At 33.9% G+C, this 14215-nt stretch carries 11 protein-coding genes; 1 reads left to right on the forward strand and 10 read right to left on the reverse strand.

Annotation, left to right across the window (positions count from 1 at the left end; genetic code table 11):
- Positions 1–31 precede the first annotated feature (31 nt).
- Positions 32–1276, forward strand: a complete 1245-nt coding sequence (locus tag CEF14_RS12940; RefSeq protein ID WP_102693247.1) for a hypothetical protein — start codon at positions 32–34, stop codon at positions 1274–1276.
- Between the two features lie 130 nt (positions 1277–1406).
- Here CEF14_RS12940 and nhaC read toward each other — a convergent pair whose 3' ends face one another.
- From nhaC to CEF14_RS12985, 10 genes are all read right to left on the reverse strand, one after another.
- Positions 1407–2855 (reverse strand): Na+/H+ antiporter NhaC, encoded by a 1449-nt coding sequence (nhaC, locus tag CEF14_RS12945; protein WP_102693248.1) that lies wholly within the window; start codon positions 2853–2855, stop codon positions 1407–1409.
- 239 nt (positions 2856–3094) lie between these two features.
- Positions 3095–4192 carry an amidohydrolase gene (locus tag CEF14_RS12950; RefSeq protein ID WP_102693249.1) on the reverse strand — a complete coding sequence of 366 codons (1098 nt, stop codon included), beginning with the start codon at positions 4190–4192 and terminating at the stop codon, positions 3095–3097.
- Positions 4193–4311: 119 nt separating this feature from the next.
- A complete protein-coding gene (locus CEF14_RS19410; RefSeq protein WP_281256520.1) occupies positions 4312–4446 on the reverse strand; it encodes a hypothetical protein in 135 nt (44 codons plus the stop codon).
- Positions 4447–4727: 281 nt separating this feature from the next.
- Positions 4728–6365, reverse strand: a complete 1638-nt coding sequence (locus CEF14_RS12955) for a hypothetical protein (protein ID WP_102693250.1) — start codon at positions 6363–6365, stop codon at positions 4728–4730.
- The gene (locus CEF14_RS12960; protein WP_211284676.1) at positions 6352–7113 is read right to left on the reverse strand and encodes an ABC transporter ATP-binding protein; all 762 of its coding nucleotides are present in this window, start codon (positions 7111–7113) and stop codon (positions 6352–6354) included. The genes CEF14_RS12955 and CEF14_RS12960 overlap by 14 nt, the downstream gene beginning before the upstream one ends.
- A 241-nt stretch (positions 7114–7354) precedes the next feature.
- A complete protein-coding gene (gene mprF, locus CEF14_RS12965; protein WP_170061513.1) occupies positions 7355–9931 on the reverse strand; it encodes a bifunctional lysylphosphatidylglycerol flippase/synthetase MprF in 2577 nt (858 codons plus the stop codon).
- 239 nt (positions 9932–10170) lie between these two features.
- A complete protein-coding gene (locus CEF14_RS12970) occupies positions 10171–10956 on the reverse strand; it encodes a LysM peptidoglycan-binding and 3D domain-containing protein (RefSeq protein WP_102693253.1) in 786 nt (261 codons plus the stop codon).
- A 572-nt stretch (positions 10957–11528) separates the two neighbouring features.
- Entirely contained in the window at positions 11529–11897 is a 369-nt protein-coding gene (locus CEF14_RS12975) for a helix-turn-helix domain-containing protein (protein WP_102693254.1), read from the reverse strand.
- A 71-nt stretch (positions 11898–11968) separates the two neighbouring features.
- On the reverse strand, positions 11969–12460 hold the full coding sequence (locus tag CEF14_RS12980; protein ID WP_102693255.1) for a PaaI family thioesterase: 492 nt from the start codon (positions 12458–12460) through the stop codon (positions 11969–11971).
- Positions 12461–12629: 169 nt separating this feature from the next.
- Complete coding sequence (locus CEF14_RS12985; protein WP_170061514.1) at positions 12630–13754, reverse strand: sensor histidine kinase; 1125 nt, start codon at positions 13752–13754, stop codon at positions 12630–12632.
- Positions 13755–14215 lie beyond the last annotated feature (461 nt).

The following is a 14215-nucleotide window of genomic DNA, read 5'->3' on the forward strand; positions in this document are numbered from 1 at the left end:
TTGTTAAAAAAATAGTAAAGGAATTGATGTAATGTCTACTAAAATTGCCGTTATTAGCTCTCTTGCCTTTAGAGATCGTTTAATAAGTATCGCACAAGAAGTCGATAATATCCAATTAGAATTTTACATCTATAATACGCCAGATGAAACACCTACGTTAATGAAAAAAATAAAACCATGTGATGTATTATTATTATCTGGTACATTGCCTTATTTATACGCTAAACCATTACTATCTAACTGGCCAATTCCTTGGACATACTTACAGCAAGAGGAATTCTCTATAACAACCTCTCTATTAACTGCATTAGCCAATAGAAACTTGTCCCTTTCTAGAATATCAATTGATGTGATGAATATACAACATGTACGCAATGTTGTAAATGATATTCTCTATGAAGGACCACTACCCTATATACAAGAAATTCACATTGACAAACCATTCAATCATATTTTTCTTGAACACAAACAATTATGGCAAGAAGGGAAAATTGATTTTGTCATTACAAGCATCCACAGTATTTACGATGCTCTAAAGGCTGAAGATATTCCCGTTATGCGAATGCATGACCCAAATAGCTCGATTATTCGTCGATTAGAACAAACAAAAGCTTTATCGAAAATGACAAAATCAGAATCTGCAAAAGCAGTTGTAGGCGTACTAGAATTTCTTGAATCTACGGAAGATCATCAACAAGTATTGCAACGAATCATAACCACTACACATGCATCCTATCAAAAACTCAATAACAATTGTTTTGAATTATATACTACCCTTGGCCATATTCAAAATGCTTTTAATTACAATTTATTAGAATCATTTTTTAGCATATCGAAATATCCCATCAAACTTACATTTGGCTATGGAGGATCTATTCTTGAAGCACAAAAAAATGCGCAACAAGCATTAAAATTTGCAACACCAAATGCAGTTTTCATCATGAATGAAAATAAAGAGTTACAGGGACCGTTTCCAAATAAACCTACTACACTATCCTTGCAAACTAAGGATCCATATGTACTTCAGATGGCAAAAGAAACAAAATTGAGTCCTCTTAATATTTCTAAAATCATGGCTTTTAGCGTCTCAAGAAAATCTTTACAATTTACAGCTCTAGATTTGGCAGAATACTTACAAGTTACACGGCGAACAACTGAACGAATCTTAAAGAAATTAGTAGAACATGGATACGCCAAAGTAGTTGGAGAGGAAATGTCCTATCAACAAGGGCGCCCAAGGGCTGTTTATGAACTTAACTTTTCGACGTATCACTAGAGAAAGGGCATATTTTGGCTTATAAGCTATTGATCGTGAAACTTCCATCAGTGGAGTTTTCTTCATCCCCACTGATGGGTTTAGAAACAATCAGGCTTTGGCAGGCAGTTATCCTCACTATCTTTATCAATCATAAAATCGATACAGATGATACACTACGTTCCCTTTCCGAATTACTTTCCTCATTTTCCACTGCTTCCATTTCTTCAGGCGAAAGTTTTACAATCGTAAATCCTGTGTACGCATAAATAATCGAAATAATTGGCACTGTATAATTCAATATAGCATAAGGGGCATATTCTGCTGCACCTACACCTAAAGTAGCAAGTATAAATACACCACAAGTATTCCATGGGAAAAATACGGATGACAATGTCCCACCATCTTCTAAAGCACGAGAGAGATTCTTAGAATTCAACCCACGTTTCTTATAAACTTTAACAAACATACGTGCTGGCACAACGATGGAAATATACTGTTCTGAGCAAGTAGCATTTGTAGTAATACACGAAGCAATTGTTGCTGCAATTAGACTTCCAGTCGATTTCGCTGCTTTTACTATTAAGCTCATCATAGAACTTAACATACCGGAGAATTCCAAAATACCTCCGAATGTCATAGCCACAATGGTCATTGAAACCGTGAACATCATGGAATCTAAACCTCCACGGTTAAATAAATTATCCACCATTTCATTGCCTGTTTGGATTTTAAATCCTTCTTGTAATGCATTAACAGCAGCTGAAACAGATCCACCCTGTATGAATATTTGAGATAAAAAGCCAAGAATAATCCCAATCATTAAAGCCGGAACTGCAGGTACTTTTTTTGCCACTAAAACAATTACAATGACTGGAACAAGCAACAACCAAGGACTAATGACAAAGCTATCCTGCATAACTTGTAAGGTTGTTTGAATCTCTTTAGTATCCATACCTACGTGAGCGAAACTTCTCCCCAACCATGCAAAAACGCCAAGAGAAATCATTAAAGCCGGGATTGTTGTATAAAGCATATGTTTAACATGGTCAAATAAATCTGTATTGGTTAAACCTGATGCTAGGTTGGTCGTATCTGATAAAGGCGACATTTTATCGCCAAAATAGGATCCAGAAATAACTGCTCCCGCAATCATTGGTGCAGGAATGCCCATACTCAAGCCAATTCCCATACCTGCAACACCAATTGTTGCCATTGTAGACCAAGAGCTCCCAATCGCTAAAGATACAATCGAACAAATGAGCAAGATTGTTACAAGGAACCAAGCTGGAGAAATCATTTTTAAACCATAGAAAATCATGGTTGCAACAACTCCACCACCAATCCAAGCTCCTATGGTTAATCCAACCAGCATAATAATTACAATGGCAGGTAGTGCTAATTTAATTCCCTTGTACATCATTTCTTCAATTTCAGTCCATTTGTAGCCATGTTTCCAAGTTACAATTGCCGCTACAATCGTACCAACAATTAATGGAACGTGTGGACTTTGTTCTAAAACAACAACTGTCACAAGCATTGTTAGTATCATTACAACAAAAGTAAGTATCGCCCACAATGCACCTATCTCTTTTTTCACCCCATCATCCCCTTATTATTTTCTGAATAGTCGCTATATTGTCGTTAATATGAATATTTTATAATTTACTATTTTATAAGTCAATGTCATATTCAATACATATTCGATTATATTTATTCCATTTTGAAGAAATAAAGCGCTTGCAAATATTAAATCATTGAAATTTAAAAATGTATAATTATTCTATTTTACAAATAAAAAAACATCCATCCTTTAAAAGATAGATGTTTTTAATCCTATTAATAAGGTTTTTTAGCCAATACAGCTGCTAATACCTTTGAGGCATCAAGTAATGCTTCATGATTAAAAGTCATTTTTGGATGATGTAATCCAGGTGCTAGATTTGCCCCAATTCCAATCATTGTCGCTTTTAACTCAGGTTTCTTAATAGTATAAAAATGGAAATCATCACTACCAGGTGTCATCACGTGTGGAGCTAAATGGTCTTTCCCTAATGTTTCGACAATAGCTTGCTCTGCCATTTTAGCTGCTTCATCTGAAACTTCAGCCCCTGGCGTATAGTCAACCCATTTCCAACTTACATCGATATTGAATTGTTGCTGAATTGCTTTTAGACCTTGTTCAATCTTATCTTGAAGCTCATTTAGCACAGCATTTTTCTGTGCGCGAATATCCATTGTAAAGGTTGCAGCGCCAGGGATAATATTCATACTTCCTCCATCAGCTACAATCTTCGTAAGCTTTGCAGAATGGGGATCAAATGGGGAAACATATATACTTTTAATCATTTGATGGATCGCCATTACAACATCGATCGAGTTTTGTCCTTGATGTGGACGAGCACCATGTGCATCTGTGCCGTGTACTTCTCCTTCAAGGAAAATCGCAGAACCATGATGAATGGCCGGTGAAACTTCACCTAATTTCAATTCTTCTATAGGTCGCAAATGTACTCCAAATAGATATGATACCCCATCCACTGCACCATGTTCAAATGCAGCAACTGCACCATTTCCAAGTTCTTCAGCAGGTTGGAAGATAAAACGTACTTTATGTTCTAGCGGCTGATTTTTCAAGTGTAATAATGCACCAAGTACCATCGACATATTGGCATCATGACCACATGAATGATTAGCCTTCCATTCTCCATCAACTTCTTGCCATAATGCATCAATGTCTGCACGTACTGCAACAATTTCTTCCCCTTCACCTATTTCAGCGACAAGACCAGGAATATCTCCGAACAATTGGTAAGAAATATGTAGCTCTTCTAAAATACTTGCAATTTTCTTGGTTGTTTTATGCTCTTTCCAACTAATCTCAGGATGTTCGTGAAAATAATCAAACCACTCTAAAATTTGTTCATCAATTGTCATCTTTTTTACACCTCATTTGACTTACATCATACTGCAAAATCAATGTATTTTCCAAAAGATCTTATTTATTTATCACAGCATGAACAAAAAAATACAGCCTTTTGGGCTGTATCAACGATCTATAATTCCGTAAAAAATCCCTCTGGATATTGTTCCACTTCGTATGGCTTTAACTCAAGGTATGAATTTTCACTTGATGTTTGAAAATCATATTCTTCATCCAATAAATAGGTTTCAAATTTCGATGGTTCCATGGGCATCCTCCTAATTTAATTGAATTTTCTGATTTTTTAATCATACATGAAAAACTTTAAAAATTCAACTACAAACAAATAATTTTTCTATATTTTTTACCCTTAGCAACGCATATTTCTAAAAACTATCTTAAACGGAGAAATCATTCTTTAATTGAATAAATAAAACAAAATAATTATAGGATCAAAACGAAAAACTACGATTAGAACTTAAACAATTTCAAGGAACATCTTCTGACTCTAAACTGCTCGATCTTGATCGTCAAAAAAGTCAAGAATAGCTATGCATTCTTGACTTTTCTTTTTCCGAACGAATACTTCCAGCCCCACAAAATAGCACCAATTAGAAGCACTGCATAAAAGACTATACCGTAGGGTACATAGCTTAAACATAGGTGGACTAATACTAGTAATCCCAATAACAACATGGATCCTAATAATCGAATCGTATTGGTATCTTGTGTAGCTTCTAAGGAACTTGAAAATGGATAAATTTCTTTATTACCGATTGCATAAGAAACCCATAACAATAAAATTGAAATGAGAAGCATAATACCTATGTCAGGTAATATCCTCCATTTAAATATAGCTATAAAAAGAATACTTACTAAACTAAATAACGGTAAAAATAATTTCACGTAACATGCCTTTAATGTTGCTCTATAGAAAATTCTTTCATCTTGAACAGGGGCAACTCTATAAATCCAATGGCTTTTATATTTATCCGAGAATTTTAAAAGATGTATCAAAGCAGGAAGCATAATCAAAGTAAAGTATAAAACCATCACACTACCATTTTCCTGTATAACTTGCATTGAAAATGAACGCGAAGTATTAAACAAAAAGATAAATGGGATAATGAGAGCAAACCCAACTTGTGGATAAGCCTTTAGTTTAAATGAACGTTCCTTGCTCATCATTAATGACGCGAAATTGAAAAACACTCGCTCTTGGGGATCTTTACATAATATTTTTGACCACATTATGGTCCATCGATACATCTTTCCTTTTTGTCTTGAAGAATCGCTTAATAGTTTTGATAAATTCCTCTCAAAAGTAGGCATTAGTTTTACGTATAGAACGATTGATAAGATCGGCATTAACACCCCAAGAATACTTAATAATACAAGTTGTCCTGACCAATGTTGATGCAAAATCATTTCTACAAACGCTGAATACCATAGGGGAGGTAAAAAACTATGCCACCACTCAAAATGATATGTCACAGAAAATCGTGTAAGTTCAAATGAACGTGACATAAATTGATAGCCAACCATGATGACAACGGTTAAGATAATTTGTACATAATTAATCAAGTCTTTTAACTTTTCACCACTAAAGAAACGTAAAATAACTAAATAGATTAAGGCAGTTAATACAACAATAAAACAGCTTAGTAATGCTGTCATCAACATAAATAGTAGCCCAAAAAGAATGCCGAAACGAATAACCCCTACGATCAAAGGTATGAAAATAAGAGCACTATTAAGCATCGATAGGTAAATAACGATATGCATGATTTTCGCAGCATTTAATGTTCGACTATTGATAGGCTTCGGTTGTAGTATATTTTTATCGCGAATATCTAATAAAACGGCAGAAAAATCGGATACCATTGCTGTCATTGAAATAAACATTAGAACCGTAAAAACAATACCCATTGGAAAAATATATTGGGAAGGTAAAAATAAAAATGGCATCAATCCCAATGTACCGTATAGTACATAAATCCAAAGCGAACTTAAAAATAGATTTTTTTCTTTTTTAATCTTTTGTCCATTTAACATGGGAGGGATACGACGTGTATCCATTGTTAACTTTAGCTGTAAAATTTTACGCATCGAATCATAGTCAATACCAAATTTCTCAAAAAGTCTTTTAAAGTGATCCAATGCCTTTAAAGATTTATAATCCTTCATCGGCATCTTCACCTTTTACAATTGATACAAAACGATTTGCTATTGCTTCTTGCTCGTTGAAACCTGTCATCTCATTGAAAATTTCTTCTAATGTCCCTTCTTCACTTTGTTCCTGTAGCTCTTCAAACGATCCATCTGCTACCACTTGCCCATCATTTAATAACACGATTCGATCACTGATTTTCTCAACAACCTCCATAATGTGAGATGAGTAAAAAATCGTCTTACCCTGCTCTGCAAGTTTTGCCAGAATTTCCTTCACGATTAAAACACTATTTGCATCTAAACCACTTAATGGCTCATCATAAAACAGTAAATCCGGATTATGCAGCAAACTAGAGGTGATTAATACTTTTTGACGCATCCCCTTTGAAAAAGAGGATAACCTTTGGTGAAAAGCATGTTCTAATCCAAATTCTTGTAACAACTTTAATGACTTTTCTTCTGCTTCATTATGACTTAAACCATACATTTCTCCAGTAAAAGTTAAAAATTCACATGCTGTCAGCTGATCATAAATCTCTGCGGTTTCTGGTACATAACCAATACGTTTTTTATATGTATAATCGCCATTTGCTAAATCTTGACCAAAGATTTCTATTTTTCCTTCGTACCCTTCTACCAAACCTAACATCAACTTAACAGTTGTACTTTTACCAGCACCATTCGGACCGATATAACCAATGATTTGCCCTTTTCCAACGGTTAAATTAATACCATTTAATACTTGTTTATGACCAAAGTACATTTTCACATCTTCTAAACGTAAAATTACATCTTGCAAAATCCGCACTCCTTTCAGTTTTTCGCATAATATTTTTCATATATTCTATTTTTTCCTATTTATTCACTATTAGTTTAACATAACATTATGTCATATTGCAGTTTGTTTTGATGTGTTACCAGGGGTGTATTTTATGATAAAAAAGAAAAAGACTGTAGACAAATTGGCCCACAGTCTGAAAGAATCCTGTTTCTGTTTCCTATGTTCATTTTCTCGATTGTTTTGCTTCCGATACTTTTTCTCTCATGGATGAATATTTATTATCACCAATTAACATCATTATTTGTAAAATTGTAAATGGCAGAAAAACTCGTTTTCGATATGCAAGATATTTAGGTTGCCAATCGTTCGCATACTTCTCTTTAAATCGTTGAATATCCCTAAAATTATAATAATCCTGACCATCTACCAATATTTGTGTCCCAATTTTTTCATTTATACCGGCAAATTTTGAAACCCCGACATGAGACAATGGAGTCATCCCCACATTTAATCGTTTAAACCCTTGGCCGATTGAGGATGCGAAAATATTTAAAAATAAATAGTCCATTGCCTTATCTGGAAGTTCTCCCTTTTTAGAACGCATCAGATCAATTGTCACTGTTCGTTCTTCATCATAAAGGGGGATGAGATTGGCAAATGCCACAATTTCAAAATGATGATTTCTCAACACAGCAAGAGGCGTAAATTGTAAATAATCTTCATTAAAATAGCCGAGCGAAAAACCTTTTTCTTTTCGATTATCAAGCCATTCATCTGAAATATTCTGCAATTGGTCCATGATTTCAGCAGAATATGGCGGATGCAAGATTTCACATGAATAACCTTCTTGCTTAAAAAGCTGATTCAATTCAGACGTCTTTTCTATTACCTTTTTTGAATTATGAATTTTTAGTAAATCGATATACCCTTCTTCTCCAAGTTTGAAAAAGCTGTATCCAAAGCCATGTAAGTAAGGTACAAATTGATCGCTGACCTCATAGAAAACAAGGGTATACCCGTACGAATCGGCAAAGGCTATAAATTCTTCAATAGCTTCTCTAAAATCTTCCTTTTCCCCTACTAAATCTCCCAGTATGACAAGTTTATCTGCAATTTCTTGATAGGCAAATAGAACCGTCTTTTTCTTATTCCAAAACACATATTTATCATGTAAGAAGATTAAATGAGATAATTCCTTACCTCCATACTTATTGAGATGTAAAAAAATTTCCTGTTCATATGCCAATGATGGTATCTTTGTAAATTGTGTAAGTTTACGTAAAGAGATCTCAAAAACTACTACAATTATTATCACAATAAGACCCATAAATGCACTTTTAAATAGATCTTCAGAATCCGTTGTCAAAAATGGTTTCAATTTTTCGGGAATAGAATATTTTACGTAAGGGTTCGTGAATAGACCGATAATGATATAAAGTAACAAGATCACTATAATAAGCAATGTATTGAAAATACTACGTCCCCACGTCACAATATAACTTTCTCTATAAAATCGTCCACGTGATAAAAATAACAAGCCTGCTACAAATAGCATAAATAGAGCTTGCTTATATTGAATTCCTTTTATGATAAAAAGAGCCGATGCAAAGAGTAAAACAAAAACTGTCATCCGATAAGAACTTTTATCTTTATAAGAAATTCCATTTGATAATGCGAGTAATACAAAGCCCGTCGCAACTGCTAATTGATGTGAAATACTCACAATTGGAAATGACATCAGCTCTTTTGCATATCGAATACGTTCAATTGCTCCAGGCGCTACAGATGAAACTAGCAGTACAAGTCCTGCTAAAAATACAAGTGCAGTTGCTAATATATGGCTAGTTTTTTCTAAAAAGAATCGAGGAATCGCATTAAAACCAACATTAAACTTGCCCCATAACTCACGTAAAAAGAGTACAAGTCCCGCCAAAAACGGAATCACATAATAGCCAATTCTATAAAATAACAACAGAACTAAAATCGATTCATTGGGAATTTGTAGACTTTGTGCTCCCCATATAAAAACCAAATCGAATGATCCAAGGCCTCCGGGGATCATACTTACAATTCCTGCACTAGATGCAACAATAAAAATTGGAATAATATTCGCTATGTTAATCGGTACTTGTAACATAAACACTAAAATCATCATAAATGTAAATGCACCAAGCCATTCTAAAATCGAGACACCTAACAGTGCGACATCACCTAATATTTGGCGTTTAGTTGTTGTTCCTTTAATCAATTGCACAATTGCTTTAACAATTAGAAAAGGAACATATAATCCAATTATCCCTGCTGCAACAATTAACAACTTATGTTCTTTAAACATAGGAAAATCTCTGTAAAAAATAGGTAAAATCCAAGTGAAAAGTGAAATCCCCGCAAGATAAAACAAAGTGACAGATGCAATTGTTTTAAAAAAAGTTGTACTATCTACTTCTTTTTTCTTAAAATAATGAGTCCTTAATAATACCCCTACAAGGCCACCAAAACCAATTAGATTTGAAAAAGAATTAATAATTAATGATTCTTTCATTAGACGTCGTAACGGTCTTTTTAAATTTAATTTTTTAATAATAAAGTAATCATAGAAAAACATTGGAAATACAAGTATTAGAGGAATCACAGCCATTAGTGTTACTGTTCTGACATCTAAAGATTCTAATTTATTCGCAATTTCGCGACCATTAACATTTCCTAAAATCTTACCGATTTCATGAATTGCAAAAATCATCAGCAAAATTGGCAAAATGACTTTTAGCCATTGAACAAGCGTCGATTTATTGATTTTCATCCACATCCACCCAATTTTATAATTCTCATATACTCTACTATACAATTAAGACAACAATTATGCAGTTAACGTTGCCTAATTTCTTTCTTTTTTTCGAAATCTTTTGTGAATGTTAGATCAATAAGTTCTTTTTTCGAAGAAAATCTCTGTAATATTTATAAGCTTCTAAAAAAAACGCTCTTAATGCTTAACACATTAAGAACGTTTTATATCACTATGACTGATATTCAATAGTTTACTTAATCTAATACTTTAATGGTAACTGTTCGTACGCCCCAGCTATTAGCTTGGCTATTGTTTGGCATTAATAAATCAATTCTATTACCTTTGATTGCTCCGCCTGTATCACCAGCAATTGCTGTTCCGTAACCTTCAACCCACACTTTTGAACCTAATGGAATAACCCTAGGATCGACTGCAATTACTTTCATATTTGGATTAGCTTTTACATTAATACCTGTTGCAGTACGGCCTGAGCAACCTGCACAATTTGGTGTATAAGCTGTAGCTGTAACTGTCATCGTTTTCCCTGACGATTGTTGTGTAGATTGACTAGTTGATGGTTGTGTATTAGTCGTTTGTTTATTTTTTGGTTGTATATTTGTTGATTGTGTTTTAGCTGGTGTTTGATTGTCCGAAACAGAAGCAACATTCACATTATGTGAATCTCCTGATAACGCAAGCGATTGACCTTCATAGATTACATCACTAGTAAGATTATTATAAGCTTTTAAATCTCCAACAGAAACGCCTGTCGCTTGTGAAATTTTAAATAAGGTGTCACCTTTTTTTATAGTATATGTTTTAGCTTTAGAGCCAATTTCTAGCTGTTGTGAAGGAACAATAACATCTGATTTTAGTTCGTTCCAATTTTTTAAGTCCTGTACGGTTACATCTTGGTCTTGAGAAATTTCCCAAAGTGTATCACCTTTTTCCACTTTGTAACTAGCAGCTGATGCTTGAGTTGTTAAAGCTGCTGTACCTAGTGCGAAAACACCTGCTAGTGCAATTAAATATTTTTTCATCGTTTAAAAACGACCTCCTTTGTACTAACACGACTAACTTTACCATCGTCACATGTCATAACTATTGCTATTCGATGTACACACTGTAACAATCGTGTTACATTCTTTGCCAATTTTCTGACATTTAATACATCATAATTGATATTTTTTTAGAGATATTTTCATAGCTATTGATATGACTGAGTTAATAGCTCGTGGAATATTCTTACTTTTACTAAAATAAATAAAGTATATTTTTTACAAAAGAACGTATTATTTCATGAAAATAACGAAAAAACTTTTTTGTAACGCTAAAAAATAACGAAAATCATGCAAAAAAACGACTTTTTCGCATTGAAATATTACAAAACTTCTTCTTTATAATGGAAATATATCTATTTATAAGAATTTAAGTATTCATAAAATCTAATATTCTTAGTTTAAAGAGACATGGTTGTTCTAATAGAAATATAAAAAGGAGTTATACAAAAGAAAAACTTTTGTATAACTCCTTTTATTGAAACATTTTACTAGTCTATTCATAAATAATGAAAGGTTTATAAATTTTCACTCTTTATAGTTGAACTTTACCTTTATAATGATACTTCTTTTTGCATTGCTTTTAGTTCAGCTAAGGTATAAAGTTCCCATAAATCTTTTTTATCTAGTTCATGTAGTAAAATATTCAAATCATTTAATATGACATTGCGCTTTTTAGGAAATACCTTCTCCCCCTTTGAAGGTGATTCCTCAAGTATGTTAAGTAGCAATTCATCAGCCGATACCTGTAGTATATTGCTAAGCTTAACGATCCAGCTAGCAGAAGGTACACTTTCACCCATTTCCCAACTTTTAATACGGCTTGCCGATGTACCGATTGCTTTGCCCAACGATAGCATTGAATACCCATTTTGAATACGTAACTCTTTTAACTTTTCACCAAAATCTTGTGGATTAAACATCGCCATCTCTCCCTTGTGTTAGTCAAAATGATGCCAAGCGCTTACTTTTTATCTAGAATATTAAGATCGTTTTATATGCCTTCACTTATCAAAAAGCTTTTGGGCATAACAACAGCGACTACTTCAGCATTCGCTACATGAAGATCACCTGCAAACACTTGAATCATCACTCTAAATTTCTTTGGATGAATTTCTTCTACCTCTCCAATCGCCTTTAATTGCACCCCTTGTGGCGTTGGTTTTAGATAATCTACATGTAAAGATGCCGTAACAAAACGAGGTGGTTCTACTCCATCACCCGGTTTGTAGCCATTTTTACGATGCAATGCTAATGATGCTGACCCAGTTCCATGACAATCTATAAAAGAAGCTATAAATCCACCATACACGAAACCAGGTAATGCCGTATACTTTTTGTCCGGTTGAATGTAAGATATTGTTTGATCGCCATCCCAAAACGTTCTCACATGAATACCCTCATTGTTTAGTCGTCCACATCCATAGCACCAAGCAAAATCTTCTGGATAATCATCTTGAATTGCTTTACTATACTCTTTAACCATACCCCTTACACCTTTCTGTATAAAATAATTTCCATACTACTTACATTTCGACGTAAATGACATGAATCCTTTTTCTTTTTAGTGAATTTTATCCTTAAAAAGAAAATATTCTTCCGGAAGAGAATATTATAAAAAACTCGAATACCTATAAGATACTCGAGCAAAAAAATTATTCACCATTAGGTGCGATCACAATTGGTACAGTTATTCTCACAGTCGTTCCATTTTTTTCGCGTACTTCTAATTCGCCATTTACAAATTCAACACGTTCTTTCATACCATTTAACCCATTGCAAGAAGGTTTTCTTTGGCTATTTGATAAGCCAATTCCATTGTCACTAATAATCATTTCTATAAAATCAGCAGTCTGCAAAATTGCTATCATACAATCTGTTGCTTGACTATGCCGCACTACATTATTAACAGCTTCTTTTAAACACATACTCAATGAGTTACTAAGCATTGTTGGAATTTTTTCGAATTGTGGATTGCCTTCCATCGTTAACTTTATATTAGCTGCCCTTAAAATTTGCTGTACATGCATTAATTCCTCTTGCAATTTAACATTCTTCATATTAGATACCATCTCACGTACTTCTTTTAATGCAATGCTAGAAGTTTGACGAATATCATGAAGTTCTTGAATAGCCGCTTTTGGATCTTTTTCTACTAAACGAACAGCTAAATCACTTTTCAATCCAATCATTGAAAGTTTTTGTCCTAGGGTATCATGTAAATCCCTTGCAATTCGTTGTCTTTCTTCATAAACACTCAGTTCTGAAATACGTGCATTCGCTGTTTCTAATGCTCCTTCAAGTTTTTTGCTCTTACTTTCACTATAAAGATAAAATGGCCCTAAAATCGCACTAAACAAAATCACAACAATTAATGGAATTTCTTGGATGAATAAATCTGTCTCGATAAAAAAACCACCAATAACAGAGCCTACCGTCATCGCAATATGAAGTCCATACATAATATAAAAGCCAACAGTATGATGAATTTTCCCTATTGAAAATGCTGTAAAGAAAGCAAAATATATATACCCAAATAAAACCGTCATCCCAGCATTGATCAGCATCCCAAAAGCAATCCACATATACACAAGTCCATTTGTCGCAGTATACGCAAATCTGAAGCATATTAAATACATAATAAGGACTGCAAGAGCAATTGACCCCTCAAGCTTTGATGATGAGTGAAATATTAAATAAAACGGAATAAAACAAAAAGCAATCCATGCTACCAAGCTCATTACTGGATTTTTCGGAAACACACTATACCATTTTGTCACGTATACTTTTCACCGTCCTTTAGCTTCCTTCATTATAACAAAGAAACTTAAATCTATATGTATCGGCCTTATATATTAACACTTCCTACTATGTGTTCTTCCCTGATTAGTTAAACCAATCGTGACTTAGACTTCTATGGAAAAGTAATTCTAAATCTCCCACAAGAACGAACGAGGAGGCTACTGAAAAAGTAAAAGCAGCAAGATTTTTATGATAAAAATCTTGTATTACAATCTTAGTTGAACGTGGAATTAGCGTAGACTCCTGTTGGAAAACGGACTAGACGAAACCCCAAAAGAGAGAAATAAGGAACGGAGTCTAAGAACGCCACGTCCTGTGGCAACGACTCCGTGACCAACATCCTGTTGCCCCGAGGAGGCTCGTCAGTTCGCCCACGGAAAGCGGAGCTAATTCCACTTTTATTCAACAGCAGATATTTACTATATATTTTTACAATCTA

The sequence above is a fragment of the Rummeliibacillus pycnus genome (assembly GCF_002884495.1).
GTDB classification, from domain to species: Bacteria; Bacillota; Bacilli; order Bacillales_A; family Planococcaceae; genus Rummeliibacillus; species Rummeliibacillus pycnus.